Origin of the sequence: Thioclava sp. JE_KL1, from assembly GCF_009296265.1 — a bacterium.
Classification (GTDB): Bacteria; Pseudomonadota; Alphaproteobacteria; order Rhodobacterales; family Rhodobacteraceae; genus Thioclava.
In genome coordinates, this window is record NZ_WBJS01000019.1 from 1 (window position 1) to 15,927 (window position 15,927).

Below are 15,927 nucleotides of genomic sequence, written 5' to 3' on the forward strand. Positions count from 1 at the left end.
GCCGCGGACCTGGTCCCGCTGGCTCACTGCTTGCCTGGCGGCCGCCTCTGCGGCGGCGATGGCACCGGGACTGACCACCTGCAGGAGCGCGTGTTCAATGGCATCGTCGACCCGCAAGCCACCGAAGGAGATGCAGCGCGCTTCGCCGTTGTCCAGGAGGCCGCGCCAGCAGGAGTAACGCGGGATGTCGTGCTTCTTGCCGGTGTAGCGAACCGTCGGCTTGCGGCCGCAGCGCCGGCAGCGCAGTAGCCCGGCAAGAAGGGCAGAGCCGTGTTTGGCTGCACCATGATGCCGGCTCTGAGGGACGTTGTTGCTGACCATTTTACGGATCGCCTCTGCCCGTTCCCAACTCACATAGCCTTCATGCGCGCCCGGCTTCAATGCAAGCCATTCCTCGCGGTCTTTCCTGCGAACGGCCGATGTCCCGAACCCTGGCGATGCCTGGGTTTTGCCATAGGCATAAGCCCCGCCATAGGCCGGATTGACGATCATGCGGTGGATGGTGGCATAGGTCGGGCGGCGCCAGACCACCTCACCCTGTTTGCGCAAGCTGGGCAATTCAAGGCCATGTTCGAGGAACCACAGGAGGGCCTGCCGTGCGCTCCCCAACTCGGCAACCTTGTCGAAAACCAGGGATATGGCTTCCTGCACGCGGCGGTCCGGGTCTTTCTCAAGCCGGTCCCCGGCCTTTACGAAGCCGACAGGGGCGGCGACGACAAGTTCGCCGCGCCGCGCCTTCTCCTGGCGGGCGGCAAGGGACCGTTGCCTGAGCAGGTCGAGCTCGTATTCGTTCAGGCTGCCCTTCAGGCCCAAAAGCAGCCGGTCATTGCCATCGCGTGGCGCATAAACCGTTTCCTGATCGATCAGCACAGTGTCGACGACACGGCACATCTCGATGAGATGCTGCCAGTCCCGGCTGTTGCGCGCAAAGCGGGATACTTCACGCGCCGCGACGGCGCCGACTTTGCCGAGACAAACATCGGCGATCATCCGGTCAAAGCCTTCCCGTGCGACACCGCCGGCTGCAGAACGGCCGAGGTCGTCATCCACGGTATCAATCCGGCTCCAGCCCAAATCCGAAAGCCGCCCCCGCATGGCATATTGCAGAGCGCTGCTTTCCCGGTTGTGCAGGACTTGGTGGGCTGATGACTGGCGGACGTAAAGGATCGCCTTGCGTTCCAAATGCTGCGGACCAATCTTCTCATGCTTCATGATCGCTCCCCCTGTCCGCCGCGCCGGCGTGCTCTGCAATCAGGCGTGCCATCAACCGTGTCAGCGTTTGCTGCGTGTCGCCGGGAAGGCTTTGCCAAGGCGGTGTCTGTGTCACGGGCGCGGACTGGGTGTCCGGGAACAGCTCGAGTTGCGTCGTCGTCATTTTGCGCGGCATGGGCCAACCTCCGAATCTCGTGTTCAGAGTCCGATGCTGCGTCATCGCGTGATCGGGAGCGGGATTTATTGAGCGGAATACAAGCGGCATCGGAAACCAGCCCCGCGAGAGCCCTGAGAGCCTCAAGGCCTACATGCGCAGAACCAGAACGGCGGCAGGAAGCACATGCTGCCCGGTCAAACATCCATATGGGAACTTCCAGAAGCCGGTCCGACCGGCGGCCGGTGAGATTGCACCGAAACACTGCATCGCCGGGCTTGTCGATCACAGAATGGACATAGACCGATCTGCCGAACCAAGGATGCCATGGATAAAGAACCTCGCGCCGGTCGGTAACGTGGGTGTTCTGGCATTCAGTTGTACAACAACGAGCATCCGCATTCGGCCTTGGACCACGAGACCCCGGCTGACTACGCGCGGGCACTGACCACCGCAATCGCCCGTCTCGGCTCACGCGAGATGATAACTCCGCGCGTCGGGCGATTGCTCAACCTGCGCCGATCGGCGCAAACACCAACCGGGCTCCGGTCGTGGCTGGATGAAATACCCATGGCAGGTCAAGGCCGGTTCGCATAGCGTGTTCGCGATTGGCGCAAAATAAGGGCGGCTCATCAGCATTCGGAGGCCTACATCATTCGCTCTGTCACTTGTTTGAGCCAAGTTCTTTGTGACCTAGGAAATCCGCGACCATGAGTTGGATCTGGGCGAAGCTAAGCGGCTTTTCGACGGCTATATTGGCGCCTGCCTCCTCCAGGACTTCGCATTCCGAACCCATGGTCGATGCGGTCACGCCGACGATCGGTACCTCGGAGTCGATCTTCCGGATCTGCCGGATCAACTCGTTGCCTTGCAGGCCGGGTAGCAACTGATCCACAAATACCATGTCGGGCGTATTCTCGCGAAACAGCTCTAGCCCTGTCATGCCGGTTTCGGCCCATAGAACCTTCCCAAAGATACGGCGCAGCCTATTCGTCGTGAGCTCCCCCACGAGAACGTTGTCTTCAATTAACAACGCCGTGCTGTCGGGGTGATCGATGGTTGTATTTTCCTGTGTCATTTTATCTCTGCCGTTCTCGTTCAACTCTGCCGTAATCCGAACTGGATGAGTGATAACGAACTCGGTGCCGTCCTCCGCGCTCGATCCTTCGAGGCGAATGTCACCGCCGAGCAGGTGGATCGCTTTGCGGGCTGTATAGAGACCGATTCCGACACCTTCCACCGTGCCCAAACCCGCGCTCTCCTTGCCGGTAAAGGGGGTAAAAAGCGCCTCTCGGATCCCTGGAGGCACGCCGCAGCCGTCATCCTTGATGATCCATGTGATCTCTCCAGCCTCTTCGTTTTCGGAAGTCAGCAGGGCCCCAATCACGACTTCCGTACCCTTTGAATGTACGATCGCGTTGTGAACGACTTTAGAAACCCCGATCCGGATTCGCGCGGGGTCTCCGCGCAGAAGCGTTTCGGCATGTTGTGACAGAGCCAGACGCAATTCTATGCCGCGTGCCGTGGCGGCGGCCCCGAAGACGTCAAGCAGCTGCTTTCCAATCTCGCCCAGAGTAAACGTGTCGGGCCGGGCGGTGTCCTCGTTTGTCATGCGCAGGTCGTCCAGGATCCGGGTGAGCCGTTCAAGGCTCGTCTCGAAGCTGAACTCGACTTCCTTCCAGTTCGCTCCGGATTTGAGCTCTTCGGCAAGCATGGCGATGATTGTCACCGGAGTGCGCATTTCATGCGAAGCAATGGAGAGAAGACGCTCCTCGCGGATGCGCATTGCGGCCATGCGGGATTCCGCATTTTCGAGACGCAAGGCAAGATCCTCATCGTCGCGCAGCGCCCGTAAAGCGAGCCAGGCGTGATCGGCTTCCAGAGACATCACATGCGCGGTGACCGGGCGCGGCCCTGTATCGTCCAGCGTGACCCGCAATTCGAAAGCGAGCTCGAGCGGTTCGGTGTGCTCTCGCAACGAGCGAGTTTCCATCTGGCTCATGAAAGCGAGTAGTTTCGCCGGGTGAGAGGCATGAAAAAAGTTTGCGAAGGAAATCTCATGCGCTTGCGACATATCTGCCAAAGGGAGCGAGGCGGTCTTGTTATCGAAGTCTAGGCGTACGAGCCAGCTTTCGGCCTGATTCTGAAACCGTGCGCTCAGCCCTGTCAGGTCCTCGTTCGAAAAGGACCATTCACCGAGTCGTGCGGCGAGACTGACCAGCGTGAACAGGATGATGAGGGCGCCGGCATTGAACGCTTCGTCGGGCCAGAGAGTGACTGCTTGGGCCGCGCTCATGAAGATCATGCCGATCTGTGTGGCGAGCAATGCTGCGATAAGTGGTGCACTGCGCAGGGCGCCGCCAACGATCATTGCGGGCATGAGGCTGACGATCACGACGGTTGATATCGCGAAGGTCCAATCCGCCGCTAGGAGGCCGACGAGCTCCAGCAGCTGCACGCCGGCCGCGCAGAGACCGAGAAAGATTCCAGGCGGCATATTATCCGAACGGCGCTTGCGTTCGCGGTCCTGTGCAATTCGCGCGAAATGAAGCAGCGTCAGGGCCGCGAGCGCGCCCAACTCGGCGTGCAGCAGGTCGATTGCACTGGCCTGACTACGCCCCATCGCGAATAGGGAAAACCGCACGGCCAGGGTCATTGCAACGAGAAACTGCCAGCGCGCCGTGAACCCGAGCAGGGCAGACCTGTCTCCGATACGGCCAAGCGCGGGAAGATACCGCTCGCTCCCGATCACGAGCCAGCCGGTCACGATCCCCGCGAGATACAGCAAGAGTACTGAAACCGGTTCCGCGCCGAGGCGTGTGATCTCGAGCAATACCAATCCCAGCCCGAGAGCGAGCGCGATCAATACGGCTTGCAGATAGGCGCTTCCTCGTCGGCTCAAGCCGAACGCAGCGAGCGCGAGGACCAAGCCCAACATATAGGGCGCCTCGGGCATGTCGCGCCACAGGGCAGGATCGATGAAGCCAAGGAGTGCAAAGCCGATGATCGCGGTGCAGATGAGATCGAGGCCTCCCCGCTCTGCACGGCGGCGACTGCGTCCGTGGGATTGTGACCCTTTCCAGAATGCAGTTATCTCAGACAATGGTGCCTCCAGTCAGAGCATATCGGAAAGACGGACGATCGCTGGCGTAAGCAGCAGGATCAGAAGCGGCGGTACGGTAAAGAGCATCGTGCCCAAGGTCATTTTCGTGGGCAGCACGTTTGCCTTCTCCTCAACCTTCCGCAGGCGGTGATCGCGAAGGTCATTTCCGAAGACGCGCAGCGTGCGCGAAATCGGTGTGCCAAGCTTTGTTGCCTGGACGAGTGTCATTGCGAGCAATCGCAGATCGTCGTTACCGGTCTCGTCCGCGATCTTCGTGAAGGCAGCTTCGCGATCGAGCCCTGCCGCCACCGCCTCGCTCGCCCAGGCGAAATGCGCCGCGAGTTCGGGATGCACTGCCCCCAGCTCACGTGCGACACGCAGCAAGGCCAAGTCGAGCGATTGCCCTGCATCGACGCAGATCTGCATCAAGTCCAGCGCATCGGGCACGGCCCGTTCAATGCGCACACGATAGGCGGCAACGCGTTTGCTCAGCGCGCGCATCGGAAGCAGGTAGCCAAGGCTGAAGGTGAAGCCAATGAAACCGAGCCGCGTCATGATCGGGATGTCCGACAGTGCCGGAATCATCGAGAGGAACATGAAGCCAGCGATCGCAGAGGCACCCCCGGTTACGAATTTCAGGACGCCGAAGATCGTCGGTGTCGAAGGGTGAACGAAGCCTGCCCTCGCAAGATCGCGCTGCAATGTGCGGCCTTGTTCCGCCGGCAGGGTGGCGAGCAGTCGGTCGGAGTGAAGCTCTGCTGGATCGAGAGCGTGTTCCTCCGAAAGTCGGGCCGAGAGAAGCAGCGCACTGGCGAAAAGAAGGAAGCTGCCGCCCACCACGATGCCAGCAATCAGAAGCCATGGCTCGGGCATCAGTCGAACCTCACGAGGCGGTGCATGAAGACGATATTCGCGAGCAGAAGCGCCCCGATCAGCAGAACGAGAGGGATCAGGTACGGCTTGTCATAGAGGTTGTCGAAGTAGGACGGATTGATCACCGCGATGAGGAAGCTCGCGACGACGGGGAAGGCGGAAAGGAACCGCCCCGACCAGATCGCCTCGGCAGTCATAGCACGAATCTTGCGTTGCAGCTGAATACGCGCCCGCGCAAGATTGGCGATCCGTTCAACCACCTCAACGAGGTTCCCGCCTGTCTCGCTCTGGATCGCGACAGCGGCTGCAAGGAAACGCAGGGAGGTGCTGTTTGTGCGAGTGGCCATCTCGCGCAGCGCCCCGACCATGTCCTTGCCATAGCTTATCTGGTCTGCGGTCACCGTGAATTCCTGCGCGATGATCCCGGTTAGATCCTGCGCCACGACCCGGAGCGAGGCGTTGATCGGCATCCCGATTCGCAGGCAGCGCGCGATGATATCGAGCGCTTCGGGCAAGCGCTCCTCGATCTTGATGAGGCGTTGGCGTCCGTGCATACGTGCCGCGAGGAAGATCCCGGATGCGTAAAGCGCGATCATCAAAGGTAAGGCCCAGAACAGCGATGCCCCGAGTAGTCGCATCAGCAGTAGTGAGACCGCGGCGACGAGGCCGGCGATGGCGGGCCAAAGGAAGCGGGGTTGATCTGCCCGAAAGGCAGCGAATGCCATTGGTGAGAGCCCGATAAATTGCCAGATCGGCCCCTCGCGTTCCGAACTGCGTAGAAGCTCCCGCGGTGCCTCGACTATCGTGGATATCGTATCTGCGTTCGGCTGCCTGCCCGCGTAGCGATCGGCAAGCCGTTGTCGATGCCGCGCAATCTCGTCGACAAACCACACGAGGCCGGCGGCCAGTAAGCTCGCGCCGCCCAATGCCATGATCACACTCAGGCCGAGCGCAGGGGTCATGCTCCAGCCTCGCTGAAGATAGCGTCTGGCAGTCCCACGTTCCAGCGCCGGAAATGTTCGACGAAGAATGAAGGGACGCCGACGCTGACGAAACAGCCCTCCACGCGTCCCTCCGGCGTGATGTCCTCTTGGTTGAAATAGAACAGTTCCTGCATCGTCAGGACGTCGCCTTCACACCCGATCACCTCCTGAATCGACATAACCTTGCGTGCTCCGTCCTGTAACCGCTCGACGTGTATGATGACGTGCATTGCGCTGGCGATCTGACGTCGAAGGGCCGCGAGTGGAATCTCGATCCCCGCCATGGCGATCATGTTCTCTATGCGCAGCGTCGCGTCGCGCGCGGAGTTCGCGTGAATCGTCGTCATTGAGCCATTGTGGCCTGTGTTCATCGCTTGCAGCATGTCGATGACCTCTTCCCCGCGCGTTTCGCCGACGATGATTCTGTCGGGGCGCATTCTCAAGGCGTTGCGCAGGCAGTCGCGTTGCGTGACCGCGCCTTTTCCCTCGACGTTCGGGGGGCGACTTTCCATCCGGCCGACATGTTTCAGCTGCAGGTCGAGCTCGGCAGTATCCTCAATCGTCAGGATGCGCTCGCGTTTGCCAATGAAGGCCGAGAGCGCATTGAGCATCGTCGATTTACCGGAGCCGGTGCCGCCGGAGACGACGATGTTGAGGCGGCTGGCGACTGCTGCGCGCAGATAGGCTGCCATGCGCGCGTCGAGCGTGCCGTTGAACTCTATCCGTTCGAGGCTGAGCTGTTCGCGCCGACGCTTTCGGATCGAGACCAGCGTGCCGTCCAGCGCGATCGGTGAAATCACCGCGTTCAGGCGCGAACCTTCGGGCAGGCGGGCATCGACATAGGGCACCGACTCGTCGAGTCGTCGCCCAGTACCGGCGAGAATCTTCTGTACGATCCGACGCAGGTGACTTTCGCTCTGGAATTGGACATCCGTCTCTTCAATGATGCCGAAACGTTCGACCATGACTTGCTCAGGGCCGTTGATCAGGATGTCGGACACGGTGTCATCTTTGAGCAGAACCTCAAGCGGCCCGAGCCCCATCACCTCGTAGTACAACTCGGTTATCAGTTGATCGCGTTCCGACCGGCTCAGCGCGACGGCGGTTTTTGGGAGGAGGCCGTGGAGGACGTTTCCGATCTCGGACTTGATCTCATCCTCGGAGAATTGCATGAGCGCCGAAAGGTTGAACGTGTCTAGAAGCTCCGAATGCGCGGCTTGACGTAACTCTACCAATTTGCGGCGCCGCTCCTGTCCGGAGCCCGGCTCGCGGGCGATATCTGACGCGCTGGGGCGTGGTAGCGCGGCGCCTGCGATTTGCTCTGTTTGGCTGTCTGGCGGTGTGCCATGCCGGGACGAAGTGCGGGTATCTGCGAGCCGGACGACTTTGTCTCCAGGGGCGTCTTCGTTGAAGTCATCAAAGATCGACATCGTTCACCTCATGCAATTCCGTTTTACCTTTTGAGGGGCGAACCGGGATGCGCTGTGCCAATTGGCGGATCGATTTGGTCAATGGATTGGACGGACACGCGGCTGATAAAACCTTGCCGAGGTCGCTAGCTGCCCTGATCTCATTCCCGCCATCGGGCAACAACGTTTCGAAGGGCGCGCCGATTCCGGCTTCGAAATTTTCGATCCGCAGCTTCGTGTCTCGTGCGGTCACCTTTTCGGAGCGATTGAGTAGGTGCTTGATCCGTTCGGGCGGTGTGCCGATTTTGTTTATGATCGACGTGAGGCGCCGGGCATTCCGTGCGGCGCGTATCTCCAGAAGATTCACGCTGAGGATCAGGTCCGCAGTTCTGAAAGCTTGTTCGCTCCATTGCGTGACAATGGGCGGCATGTCGATGATGACGAGCGGCGCGACGGCACGGGCGCAATCGAGCAGCTGCTCGAAGGGTTTGCCGCCCAAGATGTCCATTGGCACGAGATCGGGCGGCGCGGTAAAGACGAGGAGGCCGGGATCTACCCCTTGCGACGAGGTGAGGAAGGCATCGGCGTCCAGCTGCCGGAGCTTGCGATAAGCGTCCGAGACGCGCCTAGTTTCCTGCAAGCCAAGATAGGTCGAAACGCACCCGAACTGCATGTTGAGGTCGATCAGGCAGACGGCAGGCGCGCCATCCCGATCAGATTTAGTTGTCGCGATCTCTGATGCGAGATTGACGGCAAGGGTGGTTCCTCCGGCGCCGCCGCAGGTTCCTTGAACAATCAGTGTCTCTACAGGGCCGGACGCGCAAAGCGGATCGGCTGCCGGAAAGGCATCGGAGTGGGGCGGAGTTCGTCTGCGCAGAAGCGGGAAACGGCGGCCTGAGAGAGGCTTCGTGTCGTGACCATCTGGCTCTTTATGTGGCGATGTGGCGTCGATCAACGCTTTTAGCCCGCCGGTCGGAAAGGGCGGTCCCGACAGCAGCCTCACAGTCTCGGGTAATTTCGCAGGCGGTGGAGCACCTTCGGGTAAAAGCAGGAAAAGCTCTGCATTCATACCGGAGGCGCGCTTCAGTATTTCTCGTAATGTATCGGGCGAGCGCTGTAGGTTCGAGGGCGCAATGACGAGTAGATCGAAGGCATCCGCTTCCGAGGCACGCAACTTATCCGGCGCTTCGAGGAAGCTGAGATCTGTGCGGGATATGACACCCTCGAGCCGCGCGATCAGCGATGCCAGCAACAGAACGGCCTCCGAGCCGTCCGATATGGTGCAAAGTTTCAAGTCGTCCTTGGGTATCGACATTTCACTCACAAGGAACCTGGATGACTGAGCGCGTGGCTTGCCGCACGACGGAGAGCGAACAGAGCTTTTCGTTCTGGGACGAGTTCATCTGGCTCTCTAACGTATTTGCCAGCCGCTGTGGGGCCGTGACGGGTTCAGTGGTCGGTGCCGCAGTGCCTTTGCGCACAGCGAGCGGCAGATCCCGAAGCTGGGAGTTGTCTACGACGATTTCCCCGTTGCGCGCACGGCTAATGCCCTGAGCGGATGCGATCCAGAGCTTTCCACTGGTTTTAGCGTGCAGAAGACGCGCGACGACCTTGGCGGGCGCTTCCACCATCACAGCCATCGCCTTGGCAGCGGGCACCTTGTTCCATTGGGGAGGCTCTCCCTCGGAACGCAGGAAAGAAACGACATGGATGTTCTCTGCCAAAAGCCGCGTCTCGATCGTTCCGCCGCCAATATCGTGCTGCCAGAACAGATCGACACGTCCACCCTCCTTCAGTGTGTCCCTCATCTCGGAAAGGTTTTGGGGCACTATGACGGCCAGATTGTTCCCAGGAATACTAAGCTCCCCAGGCGCGCTCCCTGCATCATCCCGGACGACAAGGTCGATTGGCAGCATGACTCGGCCGATCTGAAGGTCACTCAATGCGATATACGAAGCCGTTTTGGTCTTAGGCAATTTGGGCAAGTAATCCAGAATGCCTTCGGGGAGGAGAGATTTGGGGATTTCTACCGTCTTGAAGTCGGAAGCGCTGACGGCCTCGCCCTGAGCGATCTCGTGAGCAGGCACCGGGACGGGGATGCGGTCGCCATATGCGTCGAGGCGACGTTGAACTTCTGCAACACGCTCGTTGGCATGCTGGATGCCAACCAGAGTTGCTGTTGCTGATCCGACAATCAGCACCATTCCCACAGCGACAAGCAGAATGACTTTGACGTTCATAGAACGAGCCCCCCACCTTTGGCGTTCATAGAACAAGCCTCCCAAACCTTAGTCAGTGAAGCATAGACTTTCGATCATATGAATTGGAAGTACAAACTAATTGGTTGCTTGTGTTCCGTTTGATACTGCGTCCAATAGAATACCTTTAAGTTCAGTGAAGATCGTTCCGTCGAGATAAGAGCCGACGGACACCGCTAGCGCGACGACAGAGGCTGTCAGCACGACCCATTCAATCGTGACCGCCCCATCCTGATGCTTCAGAAAGCGATAAAACCTGCGCATGTGATCCTCTGGTGGCTTTTGGGATCATATTACATACTTTGGTATATGTCGCAATGTTTGGGCGCGGCGCCGGTGTCAATTGAACACCAGATACCCGATCGGCTTGCCTGCATTATAGTCGACGCGCACTTTTCGATAGTAAGCGATCTTGGATGCGACGTCAGCGTCGGACATCGATCCGGCCAGGATTGCACGCGCATCCGCGTCTCGGCCGTCGAGAACGTAGGCGAGTGCCATGTTTTGACGCACCGCATTGCCCTTGACTGGGTCGTGCACCAATTCCTCGAGCACCCGGATGCCCTCGCCGATCTTGCCCGACAACACTTGCGACAACCCGTAATTGCTCAGCAGTGCAAAGTTGGTAGGATACCATTTAAGCGCTTGTTGATAGACTTCCTGAGCCTCCGCGTAGCGAGACAGAAAGTCGAGCGAGACTGCCTTGCCAGTTAATGCCGACAGGTTGTGCGCGTCATGCGTTAGGGCTGCATCGTAGAATGTGATGGCCCGGCGGGGTTGTTTCTGGCTGAGGGCCAGAAAGCCCAGTTCTGTCAGGACTTCGGTATTGCGGGGCGCGAGGTCGCGAGCCCGGTCGAGCGCGTTCTCCGCGCGCACATGCTGGCCAAGTGCGATATAGCTTTTGCCCAGACCGAGGAGCGCGGGAACCGATTTCAGGTCCTTCTGCGACGCCCGTTCAAAGAGAGTTGCCGCCTGGCTGTAATCCCCACCCTCATACGCGGCCCTCGCAACCTGCACAGCTTCGCTCGAGGAGGCCTGCGGGGGCTTCGGCAACCAGTTCGTGTCTGCGCAGCCACTTAGAAGTGCGGCGATTACAAGAGCCTGCCCTGCTCGAACCATAGTCTTACCTTCCCGCCATCAAATCCGGCACTCCGCATCCTGTCGAAGTGCGGAGGTCTCATGCCCCAGCCCAAAGCATATTTATTTTTCTTTCCGAATGTCACCGCAAACTTTCGGCACTTTCCGAGGCGAATCTGGCGACGAAATGAGGTGGGCACCTCAATTAACATACCTACGTATGGTCAAAAAGCCACATGAGAAACAGGTTGTTTCCGTTCTGGGGATTGACTGTGTGGCTCTAGTGGTGGCTTATACAGACTAAAGTATGTAGGTTACAGTCTTAGAGTGTTCGTTTGGGTAATTTCGGCCCGACGAGCAGGGGACCAACGGAGATTCGCTATGACTATGAAGACCACGAAGATCGCGCTCGATGCGCCTAAAGACGTTTTGCTTCCGGCGACTTCCGATGAGGCGCAGCGCTTCGATCGCGTCGGACAGGATCTGGTTGTCACTATGAAAGGCGATCAGCAAATCGTTGTTGAGGATTTCTTCGTGAAAGGACCCGACGGCGAAGTGAGCCGGCTCTTCTTCTCGGACGGGACCTTCGCGAAAATCGATGGCAACACCGATACGGTTGATATCGGCGGTATTGGTGCCGGAATGGACCCGGGTATCATCGCTGCAGCTGGTGCCGGGCTTCTTGGTCTGGCCGCCATCGCCAGCGGCGATGGTGACGGCGATGGTGACGGCGACGGCGATGGTGACGGCGATGGTGACGGCGACGGCGATGGCGATGGTGACGGCGACGGCGATGGTGACGGCGATGGCGATGGTGACGGCGATGGTGACGGCGACGGCGATGGTGACGGCGACGGCGATGGTGACGGCGACGGCGATGGTGACGGCGACGGCGACGGCGACGGCGATGGTGACGGCGATGGTGACGGCGACGGCGATGGTGACGGCGATGGTGACGGCGACGGCGATGGTGACGGCGATGGTGACGGCGACGGCGATGGTGACGGCGATGGTGACGGCGACGGCGACGGCGATGGTGATGGCGATGGCGACGGCGATGGTGATGGCGATGGCCAACTTGGGCTTCTCGACCCGGTAGTCGGTCCGAATGGTCTGCTCGGCAGCGAAGGCATTCTCGCTGGCACCGGACTGGTGGGCGACAATGGTCTTCTTGGTGGCATTACTGGGACGGACGGCTTGCTTCAGAGCGTGGCAGGGAATGATGGCGCTCTTTCCAGCATTACCGGGTCGGATGGCCTACTCGGAAATCTGACCGGCGTGGGCCTGCTTGGGGACGGAACGACGACCCCGACTGCAAGCGATGGCATTCTCGATCCTATCCTAAGCGATGGTGGTTTGCTGGGTGATATCACCGGCGATAACGGCCTCTTGGGTGACGTGACGGGGGCTGGTGGCGTTGTCGGCGATTTGCTCGGCAATGATGGCGCCCTCGCCTCAGTAAGTGGTTTCGACGGTTTGGTCGGAGATCTAACCGGGCAGGGTGTTCAGGGCGGCTCTGCAGCATCGGGTGGTGGAAGCGACGGGCTGCTTAGTGGCGTGACCGATACGGTTGATGGTCTGCTTGGCGGCACGGATGGTTCTGGCCTGCTGAGTGGCGTCACGGACACGGTCGGCGGTCTTCTCGGCGGCGCTGGCGGTTCGGACCTTCTGGGTGGCGTGACTGATACGGTTGATGGCCTGCTTGGCGGCACGGATGGCTCTGGCCTGCTGAGTGACGTCACGGACACGGTCGACGGGCTGCTCGGCGGCGCTGGCGGCGGTGATCTGGTCGGCGGTCTTCTCGGCGGCGCTGGCGGTTCGGACCTTCTGGGTGGCGTGACTGATACGGTTGATGGCCTGCTTGGCGGCACGGATGGCTCTGGCCTGCTGAGTGGCGTCACGGACACGGTCGACGGGCTGCTCGGCGGCTCTGGCGGCGGTGATCTGGTCGGCGGTCTTCTCGGCGGCGCTGGCGGTTCGGACCTTCTGGGTGGCGTGACTGATACGGTTGATGGCCTGCTTGGCGGCACGGATGGTTCTGGCCTGCTGAGTGGCGTCACGGACACGGTCGACGGGCTGCTCGGCGGCGCTGGCGGCGGTGAACTGGTCGGCGGTCTTCTCGGCGGCGCTGGCGGTTCGGACCTTCTGGCTGGCGTGACTGATACGGTTGATGGCCTGCTTGGCGGCACGGATGGTTCTGGCCTACTGAGCAGTGTCACGGACACGGTCAGTGGCCTAGGTGGCGGCATGCTCGACAGCGGTTCGGGCGACGTCCTCAGCGGTGTGACCGACACGGTCGGTGGCCTTCTCGGTGGCGCGGATACGGGCCTGCTCAACACCGTCACCGATCTGACAGATGGCCTGCTCGGCGACTTGACCGACGGTACCACGGCGTAACGACGCACTCCCTTCCCGGCGATTCATGTTGGTCGCCGGGAGGGCTTCAATTCCGCGACGTTTGTCGCTGAAGTCGCGGCGCTTCACCAAAGCACTATGCAAACATCTTTAAGTATCTTGCGCGCATTGTGTCGCAATACTTTAGTTTGAAATGCATCAAAACCGGTGCTAACGCTTCCGAACGTTTGTCTCAAAGCTGCAGGGTTATCCGATGGCGGTCGAAATCTTCACTATGTCCAATGAGAGCGAAACCCCTCAACGGACATATGGAAATGAGGTCTCGCTCAGAACGCCATCACATATCTATTTCGGGAAGAGTGCCCCGGGAATCGCCTATTACGAGAAAGCAGGTTCCGACCTGCAGATCACTCTGCTGGATGGTCAGGAAGTCACTGTCCGGAACTTTTTCGTCTTGGGACCAGAGGGGGGTTACAGTCGCCTCGACATTGCGCCCAATGGACCCACGGAAGTGTCGGGCATGCTGGCACCCGAGCCGCAGATTCCCGACAGCGGAGAGATTCCCCTCGAAAAGACGGTCGATAGTGAGACACCGGGGGCGATGGATCCCTCACATCGCGATTTGACTGCTCCGACGGGTGGCGCGACGGATGACGGTTCCGATACGTCCTTGGCGGATAATGCCGATGGTGGCGGTTGGGACGGCTTCGGTATTCCGAGCGATCAGATGATCTTCGGGCTCGCATCTGCGCCGATTGCGGTCGCGGCTGTCAGCGGTTTCGACAGTGGCGGGGGCTCCGGGGGCAATCATACGGATCCGAAAGACACGGCGGGCCAGGCAGATTCGACGGTCCCGGCCGGTGGTGACCATGCCTCGGATAGCAGTACCCCGACAACGCCGACCGATGCGACGGACCCGAGCGGCAGTACGAGCCCGACAGATGGAACCGGCTCCACCGATGCGACCGGCAGCTCGGGCCCGGTTTCTGAGACCGTGCTTGCGGTCGCAGACTTTCTCGGGCTGGCTCCCTCAGGAGGGGACCTGTCAGGGGGGATGCTTGCTGACAGCTCGGGAAGCACTGATCTTCTGGGCGGTGGTATGAACGCCGCCAGCTCGGTCGGCGACGCCTACCTTCTGGACCTTCTTGACCCGACTGGTGCATGAATATGCGCAGCGCGGTTTTCCACAGTTCGATCGCGTCGACGATGCGCGCCCGTGCCGGACTGATTGCGGCTGGACTCGGTGTATTCCTGTTCATGGCCCCACCACTTCACGCACAGTCCCTGTCGCTGCAGCAGGCGCTCCAGATCGCGACGAACCGGGATGCGTCTGTGGCATCGATGCGTCAGAAGGTGGCGCGCAAGACGACCGACATCAAGACGGCAAAGGATGCACTTAAGCCTTCCTTTCAGTTCGCGGGAGATACCTCTTCCGCTGGTGCGAACATCCCGACCGTGTCCCTGACGCTTAGCCAGGTACTGTTCGACTGGGGCTATGCGCGTAGTAATATCGAGAGTGCTTCACAGGAGCGGGTCAAGGCCGTTACCAAGCTCAAGCGTTCAGTGGAAGATCTCGCATTCGACGTGTCGCAATTGTTCATCGCCGTTGCGATCGACAATCGCAAGCTGCAGAAGACGCAGGATTATCTGACTTTCGCGAAACGGATCGAGGGGGTTTCGCATCGCAGGGTTGCCGGGGGGGTCGCGGACAGTTCCGAGATCGCTCGGGCCCGGCTGGAAGTGGCCCGCGCGGAGGACCAGATCGCTCAACTCGAAGCTGATCGCCAGACCGCGCTGGCGCAGCTCGAATTCTATATCGGACATCCGGTCACGACTCTCAGGACACCGCCTGACCTGCGGGTCACCGATCGCTTCAAGTCAAGTGCAGAGATGATCACCGCGACTATCGAAGCTCCCGATTACCTTTCGGTGCAGGCGGATGTCGCGATCGCACGGGCAAACGTGAAGAAGGCCAAAGCAGCCCGTAAGCCCAAGATCGTGCTGAAGGCCCGAGGTTTGCAGGAACTCAATAATGGGCGTAGCCGGTCGGCATCAATTGGTCTGACCACCTCGCTCGATTTTGACGCCAGCGATCTGAGTGGGCGTGCTACCCAGGCGGCACAACAGGATCTGACCGCGGCGAAATCCTCCCAGCTCGCGGTCGAGCGGAAGTTGCAGAACCAACTGCGCACCTACGTACAGCAGGCCGCTTCGCTGGCAAAAACCGAAGATGCCCAGTCCCGTCAGCTTCAGCAGGCGCAGAAGGTGCGGCAGAGTTATGAGAAGCAATTCAGTGGCGGCAAGCGCAAGCTCGTTGAGGTGCTAACCTCCGCGCGAGACTTCTACGACGCACAGATCGACCAGCTCGATACCTCCAATCAAAGGCTTCAGACAGAATACGAGGCAGCTCACTCTATAGGTATGCTTGGCTCCCTTATAATTGCCACAAACAAAAGATAAAAGAATATAAAGTACATACTTTAGGATTGATGGGGGGTACACA

At 60.0% G+C, this 15,927-nt stretch carries 13 protein-coding genes and 1 pseudogene; 4 read left to right on the forward strand and 10 right to left on the reverse strand.

Annotation, left to right across the window (positions count from 1 at the left end; genetic code table 11):
• A partial coding sequence (locus tag F8R15_RS19410) for a recombinase family protein (protein WP_172976272.1) occupies positions 1 to 1,212 on the reverse strand: 1,212 nt, incomplete at its 3' end.
• On the reverse strand, positions 1,202 to 1,387 hold the full coding sequence (locus F8R15_RS19415) for a hypothetical protein (protein WP_107817962.1): 186 nt from the start codon (positions 1,385 to 1,387) through the stop codon (positions 1,202 to 1,204). The genes F8R15_RS19415 and F8R15_RS19410, both read right to left, overlap by 11 nt.
• 360 nt (positions 1,388 to 1,747) lie before the next feature.
• Between F8R15_RS19415 and F8R15_RS19420 the strand changes: the two are divergent.
• Positions 1,748 to 1,929 (forward strand): annotated as a pseudogene (locus tag F8R15_RS19420) (IS3 family transposase); the annotation flags it as partial.
• A gap of 101 nt (positions 1,930 to 2,030) precedes the next feature.
• Here F8R15_RS19420 and F8R15_RS19425 read toward each other — a convergent pair.
• The 8 genes from F8R15_RS19425 to F8R15_RS19465 all read right to left on the reverse strand — a co-directional run bounded on the left by F8R15_RS19425 (position 2,031) and on the right by F8R15_RS19465 (position 12,146).
• On the reverse strand, positions 2,031 to 4,469 hold the full coding sequence (locus F8R15_RS19425; RefSeq protein WP_152845701.1) for a hybrid sensor histidine kinase/response regulator: 2,439 nt from the start codon (positions 4,467 to 4,469) through the stop codon (positions 2,031 to 2,033).
• Positions 4,470 to 4,481: 12 nt separating this feature from the next.
• Positions 4,482 to 5,342 (reverse strand): type II secretion system F family protein, encoded by an 861-nt coding sequence (locus tag F8R15_RS19430; RefSeq protein ID WP_152845702.1) that lies wholly within the window; start codon positions 5,340 to 5,342, stop codon positions 4,482 to 4,484.
• Positions 5,342 to 6,304 carry a type II secretion system F family protein gene (locus tag F8R15_RS19435; RefSeq protein ID WP_152845703.1) on the reverse strand — a complete coding sequence of 321 codons (963 nt, stop codon included), beginning with the start codon at positions 6,302 to 6,304 and terminating at the stop codon, positions 5,342 to 5,344. The genes F8R15_RS19430 and F8R15_RS19435 overlap by 1 nt, the downstream gene beginning before the upstream one ends.
• Positions 6,301 to 7,755: a CpaF family protein gene (locus F8R15_RS19440; RefSeq protein ID WP_152845704.1), complete on the reverse strand. Its 1,455-nt coding sequence runs from the start codon at positions 7,753 to 7,755 to the stop codon at positions 6,301 to 6,303. The genes F8R15_RS19435 and F8R15_RS19440 overlap by 4 nt, the downstream gene beginning before the upstream one ends.
• On the reverse strand, positions 7,742 to 9,049 hold the full coding sequence (locus F8R15_RS19445) for a hypothetical protein (protein ID WP_152845705.1): 1,308 nt from the start codon (positions 9,047 to 9,049) through the stop codon (positions 7,742 to 7,744). Before F8R15_RS19445 ends, F8R15_RS19440 begins: the two co-directional genes overlap by 14 nt.
• Position 9,050: 1 nt before the next feature.
• Entirely contained in the window at positions 9,051 to 9,974 is a 924-nt protein-coding gene (locus F8R15_RS19450) for an SAF domain-containing protein (RefSeq protein ID WP_152845706.1), read from the reverse strand.
• 357 nt (positions 9,975 to 10,331) lie between these two features.
• Entirely contained in the window at positions 10,332 to 11,111 is a 780-nt protein-coding gene (locus tag F8R15_RS19460) for a tetratricopeptide repeat protein (RefSeq protein WP_152845707.1), read from the reverse strand.
• A gap of 258 nt (positions 11,112 to 11,369) precedes the next feature.
• A complete protein-coding gene (locus F8R15_RS19465) occupies positions 11,370 to 12,146 on the reverse strand; it encodes a hypothetical protein (protein ID WP_152845708.1) in 777 nt (258 codons plus the stop codon).
• Positions 12,147 to 12,266: 120 nt separating this feature from the next.
• Here F8R15_RS19465 and F8R15_RS19470 point away from each other — a divergent pair, with 120 nt between their 5' ends.
• From F8R15_RS19470 to F8R15_RS19480, 3 genes are all read left to right on the forward strand, one after another.
• A complete protein-coding gene (locus F8R15_RS19470) occupies positions 12,267 to 13,466 on the forward strand; it encodes a hypothetical protein (protein WP_152845709.1) in 1,200 nt (399 codons plus the stop codon).
• Positions 13,467 to 13,677: 211 nt separating this feature from the next.
• Complete coding sequence (locus F8R15_RS19475; RefSeq protein WP_152845710.1) at positions 13,678 to 14,589, forward strand: hypothetical protein; 912 nt, start codon at positions 13,678 to 13,680, stop codon at positions 14,587 to 14,589.
• Positions 14,586 to 15,884, forward strand: coding sequence for a TolC family protein (locus tag F8R15_RS19480; protein ID WP_152845711.1), 1,299 nt, complete (start codon positions 14,586 to 14,588; stop codon positions 15,882 to 15,884). The genes F8R15_RS19475 and F8R15_RS19480 overlap by 4 nt, the downstream gene beginning before the upstream one ends.
• Positions 15,885 to 15,927 lie beyond the last annotated feature (43 nt).

What these genes read in the sequence shown, in the direction of transcription:
- F8R15_RS19415 (WP_107817962.1), bottom strand. Translation starts at nt 1,387, where the DNA reads ATGCCGCGCAAAATGACGACGACGCAACTCGAGCTGTTCCCGGACACC.
- F8R15_RS19430 (WP_152845702.1), bottom strand. Translation starts at nt 5,342, where the DNA reads ATGCCCGAGCCATGGCTTCTGATTGCTGGCATCGTGGTGGGCGGCAGC.
- F8R15_RS19435 (WP_152845703.1), bottom strand. Translation starts at nt 6,304, where the DNA reads ATGACCCCTGCGCTCGGCCTGAGTGTGATCATGGCATTGGGCGGCGCG.
- F8R15_RS19440 (WP_152845704.1), bottom strand. Translation starts at nt 7,755, where the DNA reads ATGTCGATCTTTGATGACTTCAACGAAGACGCCCCTGGAGACAAAGTC.
- F8R15_RS19445 (WP_152845705.1), bottom strand. Translation starts at nt 9,049, where the DNA reads ATGTCGATACCCAAGGACGACTTGAAACTTTGCACCATATCGGACGGC.
- F8R15_RS19450 (WP_152845706.1), bottom strand. Translation starts at nt 9,974, where the DNA reads ATGAACGTCAAAGTCATTCTGCTTGTCGCTGTGGGAATGGTGCTGATT.
- F8R15_RS19460 (WP_152845707.1), bottom strand. Translation starts at nt 11,111, where the DNA reads ATGGTTCGAGCAGGGCAGGCTCTTGTAATCGCCGCACTTCTAAGTGGC.
- F8R15_RS19475 (WP_152845710.1), top strand. Translation starts at nt 13,678, where the DNA reads ATGGCGGTCGAAATCTTCACTATGTCCAATGAGAGCGAAACCCCTCAA.
- F8R15_RS19480 (WP_152845711.1), top strand. Translation starts at nt 14,586, where the DNA reads ATGAATATGCGCAGCGCGGTTTTCCACAGTTCGATCGCGTCGACGATG.